The organism is Citrobacter sp. Cpo015 (genome assembly GCF_030333035.1).
GTDB lineage: Bacteria > Pseudomonadota > Gammaproteobacteria > Enterobacterales > Enterobacteriaceae > Citrobacter > Citrobacter portucalensis.
Map to the genome: position 1 here is coordinate 24,333 of NZ_JAOWGS010000024.1, position 16,459 is coordinate 40,791.

Consider the following 16,459-nt stretch of genomic DNA (forward strand, 5'->3'; position numbering starts at 1 on the left):
GTTCCTCACTGTTTGCCTTGCCTGATGGCGCTGCGCTTATCAGGCCTACCGATTCAGCAGACCCGATAAGTCAATTTCACATTATTCCCAGAAATCCCGTGCGGGATCGAGCACCGGGCGAATAATGCCCGCACGCACCGTAAAGTCACCGAAGCCTTCACCCGCTTCGCGCTCTTTCGCCCAGCGCCCAATCAGTTCATCCAGCGATGCCAGAATTTCCGGCTCGGTGATGTTCTCTTTAAACATCCGGGGAATACGGGTTCCGATACGGTTGCCCCCTAAATGGAGGTTGTAACGCCCAGGAGCTTTACCCACCAGACCAACTTCCGCCAGCATCGCGCGGCCGCAGCCGTTCGGGCAGCCGGTCACACGCATGACAATGTTTTCATCACTCAGGCTGTGCTTCGCCATCAGCGTGTCGATGTTGTCGATAAACGTTGGCAGGAAGCGCTCGGCTTCCGCCATCGCCAGCGGACAGGTCGGGAACGAGACGCAGGCCATCGAGTTTTCACGCTGCGGAGTGACCGCGTTCATTAAGCCACTCTTCTGCGCAATCTTCTCGATCTTCGCCTTTTCACTCTCAGGAACACCGGCAATGATCAGGTTCTGGTTCGCGGTAATGCGGAACTCACCTTTGTGGATCTTCGCGATCTCAAGCAGACCGGTTTTCAGCGGTCGGCCCGGATAATCGAGGATACGGCCGTTTTCAATAAATAACGTCAGATGCCATTTATTGTCGATCCCTTTCACCCAGCCGATACGATCGCCGCGACCGGTGAACTCGTACGGACGGATCGGCTCAAATTTGATCCCCGCCCGGCGCTCAACTTCAGCTTTAAAGGTCTCAACGCCTACGCGTTCCAGCGTGTATTTGGTTTTGGCGTTTTTACGATCGGTACGGTTACCCCAGTCACGCTGCGTGGTCACCACAGCCTCCGCCACGGCCAGCGTATGCTCAAGCGGCAGATAACCAAACTCGCTTGCCGTACGGGCATAGGTTTTCTTGTTGCCGTGCTCAATCGATAAACCGCCGCCGACCAGCAGGTTGAAGCCCACCAGCTTGCCGTTTTCCGCAATCGCCACAAAGTTCATATCGTTGGCGTGCAGATCGATGTCGTTCTGCGGTGGGATCACGACCGTGGTTTTAAACTTACGCGGCAGATAGGTTTGACCGAGGATCGGCTCTTCGTCGGTAGTCGCGACTTTTTCCTGATCCAGCCAGATCTCTGCATAGGCGCGGGTACGCGGCAGCAGATGTTCGGAGATCTTTTTCGCCCACTCGTAGGCTTCGGCGTGCAGCTCAGATTCATACGGGTTGGAGGTGCACAGCACGTTACGGTTCATGTCGTTGGCTGTCGCCAGCGCGTCCAGGCCGACGGAGTGCAGCATCTGGTGTACCGGCTTAACGTTCTTCTTCAGAATGCCGTGAAACTGGAAGGTCTGACGGTTGGTCAGACGAATGCTGCCGTAAATGGTGTTGTCATGGGCGAACTTATCGATCGCCTGCCACTGTTTGGTGGTGATCACCCCACCTGGCAGACGACAGCGCAGCAGCATCGCGTGACGCGGCTCCAGCTTTTGCTCGGCACGTTCGGCGCGGATATCGCGGTCGTCCTGCTGGTACATACCGTGAAAACGGATCAGCAGGAAGTTGTCGCCTTTAAACCCGCCGGTCAGGCCGTCGTTTAAATCTTCGGCAATGGTACCGCGCAGATAGTTGCTTTCCAGCTTCATACGCTCAGCGTCGGACAGTTTGCCTTCGACCACCAATGGTCCTGGATGTTTTTCGCTCATTAGTAGACATCTCGCTGATAACGGCGCTCAATGCGCAGCTCACTTAAAAATTCATCCGCCGCTTCGATATCCATACCACCGAATTCGGCAATCACTTCCAACAACGCCTGCTCAACGTCTTTCGCCATGCGATTGGCGTCGCCACAGACATAAATGTGCGCACCGTCGTTAATCCAGCGCCACAGTTCCGCGCCCTGTTGGCGCAGTTTATCTTGTACGTAGACTTTTTCTTTTTGATCGCGGGACCAGGCGAGATCGATACGGCTCAGTACGCCCTCTTTGACGTAACGCTGCCATTCCACCTGATACAGGAAATCTTCGGTAAAGTGTGGGTTACCAAAAAACAGCCAGTTTTTGCCTTCGGCTCCGTCAGCCGCACGTTGCTGCATGAATGCACGGAACGGCGCAATCCCCGTACCCGGTCCAATCATAATTACCGGCGTCTGCGGGTTCGCCGGCAGACGGAAGTTGTCGTTGTGTTCAATGAACACGCGAACTTCACCTTCTTCTTCCACGCGGTCGGCGAGGAAACTGGAAGCACCACCAGCACGGGCGCGACCTTCTATCTCATAACGCACCACGCCCACGGTGACGTGCACTTCGCTTTCCACTTCCGCCTGGGAAGAAGCAATGGAGTACAAACGCGGCGTCAGCGGACGCAGAAGATCAACTAACGCCTGAGCATCCAGTTGTGCCGGAGAGAAGCGCACCATATCGACGATGGGCGTGGTTGCGGCGTAATGCTGCAACTGTGCTTTGTCACCCACTAACGGCAGCAAAGTTTCGCTGCGGGTTAAGGTGGCATAGTTCTCTACGATATTGCCGGTGTTAACCGTCAGCTCGAAATGCCACTGCAACGCTTCAGCGAGCAACAGGGTTTTGCCTTCAACCGTGACCGGCTCATCACCTTTCAGCCACAGCAGTTCAACCAGTTCTTTAACCAGAGCCGGGTCATTCTGATACCAGACGCCCAGCGCATCGCCCGGCTGATAACGCAGGCCGGAATCGCCTAAATCAATTTCAATATGGCGCACGTCTTTTTCAGAGTCGCGGCCGGTAATTTTCTGATTCACCGCAAGCGACGCCGTCAGCGGCGCTTCTTTGGTGTATGGGCTGGTGTGTACTTCATTTACTGCACCGCTCGCGGCAACTTGCACAGACGGTGCCGCAGGCGCACGCCCTTTCAGGACATCAACCAGACGAGCACGCCACTGCGCGGCGTCGGCCTGGTATTCGACGTCGGCGTCGACGCGGTCGAGCAGACGTTCACCGCCCAGCTCAGCCAATTTCGCATCGAAGTCTTTTCCTGCCTGGCAGAAAAACTCATAAGAGGTATCGCCAAGACCAAACACGGCAAAAGCGGTGTTATCAAGCTTCGGCGCTTTTTTCGAGAACAGGAATTTATGCAACGCCACGGCTTCTTCCGCCGGTTCACCTTCCCCTTGCGTCGACGCCACCACGATCAGCAGTTTTTCATTGGCGATTTGTTTGAATTTATAGTCGCCAGCGTTGATGAGAGTGACGTTGAGCTTCGCGGCGATCAGATCATCGCGCAGGGCTTCCGCCACACGGCGCGCATTACCGGTTTGCGAGGCGGAGATAAGCGTAATGCCAGGCATTTCAGCGACAGGCGCAGTCGCCACCGCGTTGCTGCCAGGCTGCTGATTCAGCACGCCCCAAAAATAGCCAGAAACCCACGCAAGCTGTGCGGGAGTGAAATCGGTCGTGGCCGCCTGAAGGCGTGCCAGTTGCTCCGGGTTTAGCGGTAGCAAAGCGGAAGGTGGGGCCTGTGTCGTCATGCGTTGTCATGTTCCAGTAAGCAAAGCGGATTTCAGCAATAAAACCCAAACTGAAGATAAGGTTAACGGCGGGGATAGTAACAATTAAAGAAGGGATGGAAATAACAAATAACCAAATGGACTAACCTGTTTTAGTTATAGTTATTAACTGCAAAACAGATTATATAAACATTTGATATATAAATAATTACCAAATATTAACGTCATGAATAAATCGTTCTGATACTCAGCACCCTTTTATACACTAAATAATTTAAGATGCATCGAGGCGGCAACTGAGCAAGTCCCAGGAGCTTACATGAGTAAGTGACTGGGGCGAGCAAAGGCAGCCAACAAAGAAGCAGCTTAAAGAATGACGTGTATAAATAATGATAAAATTTGCTCTTTACGGTACCCTACCGCGGTTTTTCGCATTCTTGAGAGTAAAAAATGTCCACCACCTTGTTTAAAGATTTCACCTTCGAAGCCGCTCACCACCTGCCGCATGTACCGGAAGGGCATAAGTGTGGCCGCCTGCATGGTCACTCATTTATGGTGCGTCTTGAAATTACCGGTGAAGTCGATCCGCATACCGGTTGGATCATGGATTTTGCTGAGTTAAAAGCCGCGTTTAAGCCGACTTACGACAGACTCGATCACTACTATTTGAACGATATTCCTGGCTTAGAAAATCCAACCAGCGAAGTGCTGGCCAAATGGATTTGGGATCAGGTTAAACCTGTGGTCCCTCTGCTGAGTGCCGTAATGGTGAAAGAGACCTGCACAGCGGGCTGCGTATACCGCGGCGAGTGATTATAGGCTTGCCGGATGGCAATGCGTCTTATCCGGCCTGCAACGAGCAACAAACTCTGGCCGGGTAAGCGAAACGCCCCCGGCACAGTTATCAGGCAATATTCAGATACTTATGGGTCTGCATCGACAGACGCCAGTTACGCGCAATACAGGTATCAATGCACAAACGCGTCGCATCTTCTTTCTGGCTGATTGGCTGTAAGGCGATGATTCGCGGTTTGTCGTCACTCAACGTCGCCAGCAGTTCATCCAGTGCTTCAATATCGCGGACGCGGCCAACCGGATGCTTGATTTCATTCGCGCGCTCCAGCGCCTGTGACAGCACATCATAGCCACCGCGCATATTCACCTTCGGCGATACGGTCACCCAGGTATTCGGCGTACAGCGTACTTCGTGCGTGCCGCTGGTCTCAATCTGGCAGCTAAAGCCGTTCTTTTCCAGCAGGTCAGTCAGCGGCATCAGGTCATGAATGCAGGGCTCGCCACCGGTGATCACCACGTGACGGGCGGTATAGCCCTGACGCGAAATGACCGCCAGCAGATCTTCGCTGCTCGCAGCACCCCATTTATCGCTTTCTTTGGTCTTGGCCAGGATGCTGTACAGGGAGACTTCCCGATCCTCAAGCTTATCCCAGGTGTGTTTGGTATCGCACCAGGCACAGCCAACCGGGCATCCCTGTAAACGAATAAAAATGGCGGGGACGCCGGTAAAGTAACCCTCACCTTGCAGGGTCTGGAACATCTCGTTAATCGGGTACTGCATAGCGCTCTCAATATGGGGATAAACGATAATTATCGCAGATCCCCGCCAAAGTATCATGCCCCATCGATGCTTTACGAGGCGATCGCTGCGACAAAGCGCGCCGTTATCTGCTGCGGACGGGTAATAGCCCCACCAACCACCACGGTATGGGCGCCTAATGCCAGGCATCGTGCAGCACGTTCAGGGGTATCAACGTTCCCTTCCGCCACAACCGGTACACTGACCGCAGCCAACACATCACGTAAAAAACCGCAGTCGTTTTCCGCCAGCACATGCCCGGCAGTATCAGCGGTATAGCCGTAGAGCGTAGTGCCCACACAGTCAAAACCCAGGCGCTCAGCGGTCACCGCTTCGTCTACGGTGGCAATATCCGCCATCAGCAGTACGGACGGATAGCGAGCACGGATCTGCGTGACCAGTTCTTCCAGCGTTTGCCCACCGGGGCGCGGGCGCGCTGTCGCATCCAGAGCAATAATTTCCGGCTCAACGGTCATCAGTTCATCGACTTCCTGTAAAGTGGCCGTGATAAACACATCGCTACCCGGATAATCACGCTTGATAATCCCAATCACCGGCAGGGAGACGCTCTCTTTGATCGCGCGAATGTCCACCACGCTGTTCGCACGAATACCTACCGCACCGCTCTGCGCTGCCGCCAGCGCCATACGTGACATAATAAACGGGCTGTGCAGGGGCTCATTTTCCAGCGCCTGACAGGAGACAATTAATTTACCTTTCAGGGAATCCAGTACAGTTTTCATTACGATAAGATCTCTTCGACTTCGTTTTTAATGATGGTGACATGCGGGCCATAAATCACCTGAACCCCGTTGCCGCGAATAATTACGCCACGGGCTCCGGTCGCTTTCAGCGCCGCTTCATCGACCTTGCTGCTCTCTTTCACCGTCACGCGCAGGCGTGTGGCGCAACAATCCACCTCTTCCAGATTCTCTTTGCCTCCCAGCCCGGCGATCACTGCCGCTGCTCGCTCACTCTGCGGCAGGCCGGATTCAGTCGGCGCTGCGTTTTCACGACCTGGTGTCAACCAGTTAAAGCGGTTAATCAAATAGCGGAAGGTGAAGTAGTAAAGGAAGAACCACGGGATCCCCACCATGGGGACGTACATCCAGTTGGTTTTAGCTTCCCCCTGTAGCACGCCGAAAAGGAGGAAATCGATAAGCCCACCCGAAAAGGTTTGCCCGATGGTGATATGTAAAATATGCGCCATCATAAACGCCAGCCCATCGAAGAAGGCGTGAATGACGTATAACACGGGTGCGACAAACAGGAAGGAGAACTCGATAGGCTCAGTGATCCCTGTCAGGAAAGAGGTCAGGGCCGCTGACAACAGCAGACCAGCGACAAGTTTTCGGTTCTCAGGCCTGGCAGTATGGTACATCGCCAGACATGCGCCAAGCAGGCCAAACATCATGGTGATGAAGCGCCCGGACATAAAGCGCGAGGTGCCCGCATAGAACTGCTGCGTATTCGGATCGGCAAGTTGCGCGAAGAAAATACGCTGCGTACCTTCAACTAACTGGCCGTTGACGATTTCACTACCGCCAAGCGCTGTCGTCCAGAACGGCAAATAAAAGATATGGTGTAAACCCAGTGGGCCAAGCATACGCAGGATGAAGCCGTACAACAGCGTCCCCAGATAGCCTGTCGCATCCACCAGACCACCCAGTCCAAAAATGAGTTTCTGGAAATGCGGCCAAACCACCGTCATGACCGCACCCACGACAATCGCGGCAAGGGAGCTAATAATCGGTACAAAGCGCGAACCGCTGAAGAAACCAAGGAACTGAGGTAATGAGACTTTATTGAAACGGCTATGCAGCGCGCAGGTGACAAGCCCAATCACCACCCCACCGAACACACCCGTTTCCAGTGTCTGAATACCCAGCGTCATCCCCTGGCCTACGGCACCGGGATTCTCGTGTGCCAGCGTTCCGTTGAGCGTCAATAAAGCGTTGATGGTGGCGTTCATCACCAGAAATGCCAGCAATGCCGCAAGCCCGGCGGTGCCTTTATCCGTTTTCGCCAGTCCCACTGCGACACCTACCGCAAAGAGCACCGACAGGTTGGCAAACACAATAGAACCTGCGCTGGTCATGATCGTGAAGATTGCCTGTAACCAGTCAACGTTCAAAAATGGATAAGCAGTCAATGTGTTTGGATTCGACAGCGCGCCGCCAATCCCTAACAACAGCCCCGCAGCGGGCAGTACCGCAATCGGCAGCATGAACGATTTGCCGAACCGCTGTGCCTTTTCGAACCATGCGCCCGATGAAGCGCCGCTAAACATTTGCATCATTTTTTCATCTCCCCGATTAATGATGAAAATTTTTACCATATTTAATTTATAAAATGAAAATTATCATCAAAACCCAGGAAGCCGATCATACTTTTTTAAAATGACTGGCATCTCTCCCCTGCTTTCCGCCACACTATCAACAGAGAAACGCATTAAGGATTTTGCATGTCAGAAAATGAAAACCTGCTGCTGAGATTGCGCCAGGGCGTTGACGGATATAGCCGAACACAGCAGAAGCTGGGAGAGTTTGTGCTCAGCGATCCGGCAAAAGTTGTCTACCTGACGATTACCGAACTGGCGCGTGAAAGCGACACCAGCGAGGCGAGCGTCACACGTCTGTGCCGCGCACTAGGGTGTAAGGGTTATAACGAATTCAAAATGGCGCTGGCACTCGATCTCCAGCAAGGACAGCCGGTAGAGCACAGCGGAGATGAGATTGACAATGTGGTCAATGAATCCGTACAAGCGCTGCAGGACACAGCAAAATTACTCGACAGGACATTACTGGAATCCGCCGCTTTGGCGCTGCATCAGGCCCAGTCGGTACAGATTTATGGCGTAGCGGCCAGCGCTATTCTGGGTGAGTATTTACATTACAAACTCCTGCGCCTCGGCAAACCTGCACAATTGTTCAGTGACATGCATCGTGCAGCCATGAACGCCACAACGCTTAACAAAGACACGCTGGTGGTAGCGATTTCCAGTTCAGGTTCGACGCGCGATCTACTGCATGTCGTTAAACTGGCGCGTAAGCAAGGCGTGCGCGTACTGGCGTTAAGTAATACGCCGCGCAGCCCGTTGGCTTCGCTGAGTGATATTCAACTGGTCGCAGCCAAACCAGAAGGTCCGTTGAGTGCTGGCGCGCTAAACGCCAAGGTGGGAGTGATGCTGTTGGTAGAACTACTGACTACGTCGCTGATTGCTCTGGATGAAAAGTACAGTAATGTGAGCCAGCAAACCGCCAGCGCGACCCTTCCTCTACTGCTTTAAGAGCATAAAAAAACCCGCCGCAGCGGGTTTTTACGTTAAGAGTTAAAGAACAGGATTACGCCTGACCTTTGATCTCTTTACGACCGTTGTACGGTGCTTGTTCACCCAGAGCTTCTTCGATACGAATCAGCTGGTTGTACTTAGCAACGCGGTCAGAACGGCTCATAGAACCAGTTTTGATCTGGCCTGCAGCGGTACCAACAGCCAGGTCAGCGATGGTAGCGTCTTCAGTTTCGCCAGAGCGGTGAGAGATGACAGCGGTGTAGCCAGCGTCTTTCGCCATTTTGATCGCAGCCAGAGTTTCGGTCAGAGAACCGATCTGGTTGAATTTGATCAGGATGGAGTTAACGATGCCTTTTTCGATGCCTTCTTTCAGGATCTTGGTGTTAGTTACGAACAGATCGTCACCAACCAGCTGGATTTTGTCGCCCAGTACTTTAGTCTGGTATGCGAAACCGTCCCAGTCAGACTCGTCCAGACCATCTTCGATGGACACGATCGGGTACTGTTTGGTCAGTTCTTCCAGGAAGTGAGTGAATTCTTCGGAGGTGAATGCTTTGTTGCCTTCGCCAGCCAGAACGTATTTACCGTCTTTGTAGAATTCAGAAGCTGCACAGTCCATCGCCAGGGTGATGTCTTTGCCCAGCTCGTAGCCAGCTGCTTTAACCGCTTCAGCGATTACAGCCAGAGCTTCAGCGTTGGAACCCAGGTTCGGCGCGTAGCCACCTTCGTCACCAACTGCAGTGTTCATACCTTTAGCTTTCAGAACTTTAGCCAGGTTGTGGAACACTTCAGAACCCATACGAACGGCTTCTTTCAGAGTCTTAGCGCCAACCGGCTGAATCATGAATTCCTGGATGTCGACGTTGTTGTCAGCGTGCTCACCACCGTTGATGATGTTCATCATCGGAACCGGCATGGAGTATTTACCCGGAGTACCGTTCAGTTCAGCGATGTGTGCATACAGCGGCAAGCCTTTAGCAGCAGCTGCTGCTTTGGCGTTCGCCAGGGACACAGCCAGGATGGCGTTTGCACCGAAGTTGGATTTGTTTTCAGTACCGTCCAGATCGATCATGATCTTGTCGATGCCAGCCTGATCTTTAGCATCTTTACCCAGCAGAGCCTGAGCAATTGGGCCGTTAACAGCTGCAACAGCTTTCAGTACGCCTTTACCCATGAAACGGGATTTGTCGCCATCGCGCAGTTCCAGTGCTTCGCGGGAACCAGTAGAAGCACCTGACGGAGCTGCTGCCATACCAACGAAACCACCTTCCAGGTGTACTTCGGCTTCAACAGTCGGGTTACCACGGGAGTCGATGATTTCACGACCGATGATTTTAACGATTTTGGACATTAGATTTTCCTCAGTACAAGTTAAACTAAAACTCCAGACAAACAATGCACCCTAATGGGTGCATTGCCGTTCTAACTTATTTACTTCTTACTTCGCCTGACGCTTCTGATGTTCACTGGCGGCTTTCACAAAGCCGGCAAACAGCGGGTGCCCATCACGTGGCGTGGAAGTAAATTCCGGGTGGAACTGACAGGCCACGAACCACGGATGATTCGGTACCTCAATGATCTCGACCAACTGATCATCACCGGAACGGCCTGCAATACGCAGACCCGCAGCTTCAATCTGTTTCAACAGCATATTGTTGACTTCGTAACGGTGGCGATGGCGTTCAACAATTGTCGGCGCGCCGTACAGTTGACGAACCAGGCTATCGTCGCTCAACTGACACTGCTGCGCACCAAGGCGCATTGTGCCGCCCAGATCGCTCTTCTCGGTACGGACTTCGACGTTGCCGTCTTCATCGCGCCATTCGGTAATCAGGGCCACCACCGGGTACTTACAGTCTGGCACAAATTCCGTGGAGTTGGCGTTATCCATACCCACTACGTTACGTGCAAACTCAATCAACGCAACCTGCATACCCAGGCAAATGCCCAGATAAGGAATATTGTTCTCACGCGCAAAGCGCGCCGTCGCGATTTTACCTTCAACACCACGGTAGCCGAAGCCGCCTGGGATCAGGATTGCATCAAGACCTTTCAGGATCTCAACGCCACGCGTTTCGACATCTTGCGAATCGATCAGCTTGATGTTGACGGTGACACGATTCTTCAGACCACCATGCTTCAGCGCTTCGATAACTGACTTATAGGCATCCGGCAGTTCAATGTACTTGCCGACCATACCGATAGTCACTTCGCCTGCCGGATTCGCTTCTTCGTAAATAACCTGTTCCCATTCTGACAGATTAGCTTCCGGACAGTTCAAGCTGAATCGTTTACAAATATAATCGTCAAGGCCCTGAGATTTCAACAGGCCCGGGATTTTATAGATGGAATCGACATCTTTCAGAGAAATCACCGCTTTTTCCGGAACGTTACAGAACAATGCAATTTTTGCACGTTCATTAGCCGGAACTGCGCGATCGGAGCGGCAAATCAGGATATCTGGCTGAATACCGATAGAAAGCAGCTCTTTTACAGAGTGCTGAGTCGGTTTAGTTTTGACTTCACCTGCCGCCGCCATGTACGGAACCAGCGTCAGATGCATAAACAGCGTGTGCTCACGGCCAATTTCTACGGCCATCTGGCGAATCGCTTCAAGGAACGGCAGAGATTCGATATCCCCAACGGTTCCGCCGATTTCGACCAGAACAACATCATGACCTTCACCGCCTTCCAGAACGCGCTCTTTAATGGCATTCGTGATGTGCGGGATAACCTGAACTGTTGCGCCCAGGTAGTCGCCACGGCGCTCTTTACGCAGAACGTCGGAGTAGATACGACCCGTAGTGAAGTTGTTGCGGCGGCTCATTTTGGTACGAATGAAACGCTCATAGTGACCCAGGTCCAGGTCGGTTTCAGCGCCGTCTTCGGTAACGAACACTTCCCCGTGTTGGATTGGGCTCATAGTACCTGGATCGACGTTGATGTACGGATCCAGTTTCATCATGGTTACATTGAGGCCACGGGCTTCAAGAATGGCTGCCAGGGAGGCTGCGGCAATGCCTTTTCCCAGAGAGGATACGACCCCGCCGGTCACAAAAATATAGTTCGTTGTCATGCTGGACCTGAGAAGTTAGGGTGAAACGATGGAATTACCAAGACGGGAAAGTAGTATACCCGAACATGACGAGCGCCACAAACTTTCATTATCCCCTCTCCTTCGTTCTTCAAGCCGCACCGGTGTTGGCTTCCTTCACTCACCCCAGTCACATAGCATTTCTATGTTCCTGGGATTCTTTCAGTCGCCGCCTTGTTGCGACTCGAATAACTCGAAGAGGCAGTATACAAGGTGTTTCATCAACATAACGGGAAGAGAAAATAGCCTCTTTTGGGTAAATGTTTTTGACGTAAATCAAGCGCTTGTTATTTAAAAAATCACACAAATCGCCCTTGACCGACGAAATCCCTTAGAGATCAATTTCCTGCCGTTTTACCTGTTGCCAGACTTCTTCCATAGTTTCCAGATCAACACCAGTCATTTCCAAACCGCGCGAAGCCACAATTCGCTCAACTTCACGAAAACGCCGCTCAAACTTCTCGTTCGCTTTCTGCAATGCGGTCTCTGCTTTAGTGCCTAAATGCCGGGCCATATTAACCGTAGCAAACAGCAGATCGCCCATTTCCTCCTCCAGTTTAGCCTGGTCGACAACAGCCTGCTTAGCCTCAAACATGACTTCGTCGATCTCTTCGTAAACCTTGTCGACAACCGGTCCTAACGTTTTCCAGTCGAAGCCAACATTTGAGCAGCGTTTCTGGATTTTTTGGGCGCGCATTAATGCCGGTAAACTGCGGGGAATATCGTCGAGTGCGGAATGCTGTGCCTTCTGGGCGCGTTCTTCACTTTTGATTTTTTCCCAACGGGTCAAAACCTCAGTACTGTTACTGGCAGAAACATCAGCAAAAACATGTGGATGACGGCGTTCAAGTTTATCGCTTATCGCAGCACAAATATCATCGAAGTTGAAGCGCCCTTCTTCCTGCGCCATCTGGGCGTAAAACACCACCTGGAACAGCAGGTCGCCCAGCTCTCCGCGCAGGTCGTCAAAGTCTTCACGCGCAATCGCGTCCAGCACTTCATAGGTTTCTTCGAGGGTGTAAGGGGCAATAGTGGAGAATGTCTGCTCTTTGTCCCACGGACAGCCGTTTTCCGGGTCGCGCAGGCGCTGCATAATACCGAGCAGTCGGTCGATTTGATTCATTGGGATATCCTGAAATTTCAATACAGTAGACCGGATAAGGCGATAGCCGACATCCGGCAACATAGCAATGCCTGATGGCAACGCTAACGCGTCTTATCAGGCCTACAAGGTTATCCGGCCTACAAAATCATTAATTACCGTGCAAGCGACGTGCGTCGATCACATCCGGTACCTGGTTCAGCTTGCCGAGCACGCGCCCGAGCACCTGCAGGTTATAAATTTCGATGGTCATATCGATGGTGGCCAGCTGTTGTTTGGTATCACTTCGGCTGGCAACTCCCAGCACGTTCACCTTCTCGTTGGCGAGAATAGTAGTGATATCACGTAACAAGCCGCTGCGATCGTTGGCCTGGACGCGAACCACCAGCGAATATCCTGCCGAGTAGCTTTCGCCCCAGACCGCATCAACAATACGTTCCGGCGCATGGGAGCGCAGCTCAGCCAGCTGTTCACAATCCGCCCGGTGCACGGAAATACCGCGTCCCTGGGTAATAAATCCGACAATCTCATCGCCCGGAATCGGCTGGCAGCAGCGAGCGATGTGGTGCATCAGGTTACCTACCCCTTCCACCACCACACGACCGTCGTCTTTACGACGGCTCTGCGGTGCCTGCGTTTTCTGCTGAAGCTGTTTCAGCGCGGCGGCATCCTGTTCGGCAGCGCTTGGCTTATTAAACTGCGCCTGCAGGAAGTTCACCATTTGGTTGAGGCGGATGTCTCCCCCACCAATCGCCGCCAGCAACTCGTCCAGCTCATTGAAGCTGTAGCGCGGCAGCAGGTGTTTTTCCGCCTCTTTCAGGCTGATACCTAAATGCGCCAGCTCATCGTCGAGGATCTGGCGACCAGCAAGGATGTTTTTGTCGCGGTCCTGTTTACGGAACCAGGCGTGGATCTTCGAACGCCCACGACTGGTGGTTACGTAGCCAAGGTTAGGATTCAGCCAGTCGCGGCTTGGGTTTGGCTGTTTCTGGGTGATAATTTCAATTTGATCGCCCATCTGCAGCTGGTAGGTAAACGGTACGATGCGCCCGCCAATTTTCGCGCCAATGCATCGATGCCCCACATCGCTATGAATGTGGTAAGCAAAATCGAGCGGCGTGGAGCCCGCAGGTAAGTCTACAACGTCCCCTTTTGGCGTAAAGACGTACACGCGGTCATCAAAGACCTGGCTACGGACTTCATCCAGCATTTCACCGGAATCCGCCATCTCTTCCTGCCAGGCAATCAGCTTACGCAGCCACGCAATGCGATCTTCATGACCAGAACGCGCCGCGCCTGAAGCTGTGCCCTCTTTGTACTTCCAGTGCGCGGCGACGCCCAGTTCGGCATCTTCGTGCATCTGTTTGGTACGGATCTGAATTTCGATGGTTTTCCCGCCCGGCCCCAGTACAACCGTATGGATTGACTGGTAGCCATTGGGTTTCGGATTAGCAACGTAATCATCGAACTCATCCGGCAGATGGCGATAGTGAGTGTGTACTATCCCGAGTGCGGCATAGCAGTCCTGTAAACGCTCTGCCACGATACGCACTGCGCGTACATCGAACAGTTCATCGAAGGCCAACTGCTTTTTCTGCATTTTGCGCCAGATGCTGTAGATATGCTTCGGACGTCCATACACTTCGGCTTTGACGCCTTCCGTTTTCATCTCTGAGCGCAAATGACCGACGAACTCATCAATGTAATGTTCCCTGTCGATACGACGTTCATGCAGCAGCTTGGCTATGCGTTTGTATTCAGCCGGGTGCAGATAACGGAAGCAATAATCTTCCAGCTCCCATTTTAATTGCCCGATTCCCAAACGGTTGGCCAGCGGTGCATAGATATTGGTGCACTCTTTTGCCGCCAGAACGCGTTCATCTTCCGGCGCGTCTTTCACTTCACGCAGATGGGCAATCCGCTCTGCCAGCTTGATGACCACACAGCGGAAGTCATCTACCATTGCCAGCAGCATACGGCGGACGTTATCGACCTGCTCGGAAGAAACTGAATCGGTATGCGTGGCTTTAAGCTGGCGTATTGCCGCCATATCACGCACACCGTGGATAAGATGAACAATGGATTTGCCCACGCTCTCGCGCAGGATGTCTTCACTGACCACGTTGGCATCAGCCAGAGGGAACAGCATTGCTGCACGCAGCGTGTCGATATCCATGCTCAACATGGAGAGAATTTCTACCATCTCCACGCCACGCCACAGCAGCAGATCCGCATCCGGATGCCCCTGTGTCTGCTGGAGGCAGTACGCCCAGGTTTCGGCTAAGCGTTCACACGACTGCTGGCTGGAGATCCCCAGACTCGCGATCCATTTCTTTGGATCAAACTCACCAGCTTTATTTATATGTGCACTTCTTACCGCAACCATTGTCCTCTCCTTAAGGGGCCAGGCCTGTCGAAGTCGACAAGCCCTATCCATTGTCTTTCATGCTGCATTACAACCCGAAATCCAATGGGTACAAAATTCATTACAAACGCTCAAACAGGACCATTGATTCCAGGTGTCCAGTGTGCGGAAACATATCGAGCATCGCCAGTCGCCGTATGGCGTATCCAGCGTTGAGCAAAGCATCGCTGTCACGAGCCAGCGTTGCTGGGTTACAGGATACATAAACAACGCGTATAGGTTCTAATTTTATAATATGTTGCATCACACCTGCAGCCCCCGCACGCGCAGGATCGAGCAATACTTTGTCGAATCCGTTTTTCGCCCACGGCTGTCGGGTAACATCTTCCTCAAGGTTTTCATGAAAGAATGTCACATTGTGTAATCCGTTATTCAGCGCGTTTTCTCGGCCTTTTTCCACCAACGCAGGAACACCTTCTACGCCAACCACGCTTGCTGCCCGAGCTGCCAGCGGTAGGGTAAAATTTCCCATGCCACAGAACAGATCGAGTACACGATCTTCAGGTTGCACATCAAGCCATTCCAGCGCACGGGCGACCATTTGTTGGTTTACCCCTTCATGGACCTGAATAAAATCGCGCGGGCTGAAGGTTAACCGTAGTCCATTTGAATCATACCAGGGCGATTCTTCTGATATTGATTCCAGTATCTCGCTTTGCGGGGCCAGAAACAAAGACAGCCCCTGAGAATGCGAAAAGCATTCCAGTTTTTCTTTATCCGCAGCACTCAATGGCGCCGTGTGGCGCAAAATCATCAGGGTTCCACTTCCCGCCTGCACCAGTTCGACATGGCCAAGATGGCGTAACCCTTGCAGACTTTCCAGACACGCTCTGAGATGGGGCAATAACGCCTCAAGCTGGGGCACCAAAATAGGGCATTGTTTGACATCGATAATGTCGCTGGAACCGGATTTGCGAAACCCCATCTGCAATTTTTGTTCTTTTGGCCGATAGTTCAGACTCAAACGTGCGCGACGACGATAGCCCCACGGGGCATCAGCTATAACATCCGACACCTCACATTTCATTAAACGCGACAACGCTGCGCTTTTGCTACGCTGCTGCAATGAGATGCTGGCATGCTGCTGCTGGCAACCGCCGCACACGCCAAAATGCGGGCAACGTGGCACTTCACGCTGTGGGCTGTCGTTTAAACGTCGTTTTACTTGCGCGCGGGCAAACTGTTTTTTATCTTCGGTAATCACCACCTCGGCGCTTTCCTGGGGTAGCAATTCCGGTATAAACAACGCCTTTCCGTTATGGCGAGCGACGCCCTGACCGAAAGGATCAAGGTCATTGACGGTAACGGTTATGATCTGACGCGTCGTCACGCGTCGTTTTGCAGAGTAGAATTGCGCCATCGACGAGATATTTCTCTATT

The 16,459-nt window shown here is 52.6% G+C and carries 12 protein-coding genes; 2 read left to right on the forward strand and 10 right to left on the reverse strand.

The features are described from left to right. Positions 1-81: 81 nt before the first annotated feature. Positions 82-1,794: an assimilatory sulfite reductase (NADPH) hemoprotein subunit gene (cysI, locus tag OGY67_RS07755; RefSeq protein ID WP_003034148.1), complete on the reverse strand. Its 1,713-nt coding sequence runs from the start codon at positions 1,792-1,794 to the stop codon at positions 82-84. Continuing rightward, complete coding sequence (gene cysJ, locus OGY67_RS07760) at positions 1,794-3,593, reverse strand: NADPH-dependent assimilatory sulfite reductase flavoprotein subunit (protein WP_286573832.1); 1,800 nt, start codon at positions 3,591-3,593, stop codon at positions 1,794-1,796. The genes cysI and cysJ overlap by 1 nt, the downstream gene beginning before the upstream one ends. 429 nt (positions 3,594-4,022) lie before the next feature. On the opposite strand from cysJ, the gene queD reads away from it, so the two are divergent. Continuing rightward, the gene (gene queD / locus OGY67_RS07765) at positions 4,023-4,385 is read left to right on the forward strand and encodes a 6-carboxytetrahydropterin synthase QueD (protein ID WP_003825707.1); all 363 of its coding nucleotides are present in this window, start codon (positions 4,023-4,025) and stop codon (positions 4,383-4,385) included. Between the two features lie 91 nt (positions 4,386-4,476). On the opposite strand, the gene queE is transcribed toward queD, so the two are convergent. The 3 genes from queE to OGY67_RS07780 form a co-directional block, all read right to left on the reverse strand. Beyond that, positions 4,477-5,148, reverse strand: a complete 672-nt coding sequence (queE, locus tag OGY67_RS07770; RefSeq protein ID WP_003034139.1) for a 7-carboxy-7-deazaguanine synthase QueE — start codon at positions 5,146-5,148, stop codon at positions 4,477-4,479. A 71-nt stretch (positions 5,149-5,219) separates the two neighbouring features. Continuing rightward, positions 5,220-5,909, reverse strand: a complete 690-nt coding sequence (locus tag OGY67_RS07775; protein WP_286573833.1) for an N-acetylmannosamine-6-phosphate 2-epimerase — start codon at positions 5,907-5,909, stop codon at positions 5,220-5,222. Beyond that, positions 5,909-7,465, reverse strand: a complete 1,557-nt coding sequence (locus tag OGY67_RS07780; RefSeq protein WP_286573834.1) for a maltose/glucose-specific PTS transporter subunit IIC — start codon at positions 7,463-7,465, stop codon at positions 5,909-5,911. Before OGY67_RS07780 ends, OGY67_RS07775 begins: the two co-directional genes overlap by 1 nt. Positions 7,466-7,630: 165 nt before the next feature. Between OGY67_RS07780 and OGY67_RS07785 the strand changes: the two genes are divergently transcribed. Further along, the gene (locus OGY67_RS07785; RefSeq protein ID WP_048236682.1) at positions 7,631-8,455 is read left to right on the forward strand and encodes a MurR/RpiR family transcriptional regulator; all 825 of its coding nucleotides are present in this window, start codon (positions 7,631-7,633) and stop codon (positions 8,453-8,455) included. A 55-nt stretch (positions 8,456-8,510) separates the two neighbouring features. On the opposite strand, the gene eno is transcribed toward OGY67_RS07785, so the two are convergent. From eno to rlmD, 5 genes are all read right to left on the reverse strand, one after another. Continuing rightward, positions 8,511-9,809: a phosphopyruvate hydratase gene (gene eno, locus OGY67_RS07790; protein WP_003034129.1), complete on the reverse strand. Its 1,299-nt coding sequence runs from the start codon at positions 9,807-9,809 to the stop codon at positions 8,511-8,513. A gap of 87 nt (positions 9,810-9,896) precedes the next feature. Further along, the gene (pyrG, locus tag OGY67_RS07795) at positions 9,897-11,534 is read right to left on the reverse strand and encodes a glutamine hydrolyzing CTP synthase (protein ID WP_003034127.1); all 1,638 of its coding nucleotides are present in this window, start codon (positions 11,532-11,534) and stop codon (positions 9,897-9,899) included. Between the two features lie 349 nt (positions 11,535-11,883). Beyond that, positions 11,884-12,675 carry a nucleoside triphosphate pyrophosphohydrolase gene (gene mazG / locus OGY67_RS07800; RefSeq protein ID WP_003825693.1) on the reverse strand — a complete coding sequence of 264 codons (792 nt, stop codon included), beginning with the start codon at positions 12,673-12,675 and terminating at the stop codon, positions 11,884-11,886. Positions 12,676-12,805: 130 nt separating this feature from the next. After that, on the reverse strand, positions 12,806-15,040 hold the full coding sequence (relA, locus tag OGY67_RS07805) for a GTP diphosphokinase (RefSeq protein WP_003825690.1): 2,235 nt from the start codon (positions 15,038-15,040) through the stop codon (positions 12,806-12,808). 100 nt (positions 15,041-15,140) lie between these two features. After that, entirely contained in the window at positions 15,141-16,439 is a 1,299-nt protein-coding gene (rlmD, locus tag OGY67_RS07810) for a 23S rRNA (uracil(1939)-C(5))-methyltransferase RlmD (protein WP_286573835.1), read from the reverse strand. Positions 16,440-16,459 lie beyond the last annotated feature (20 nt).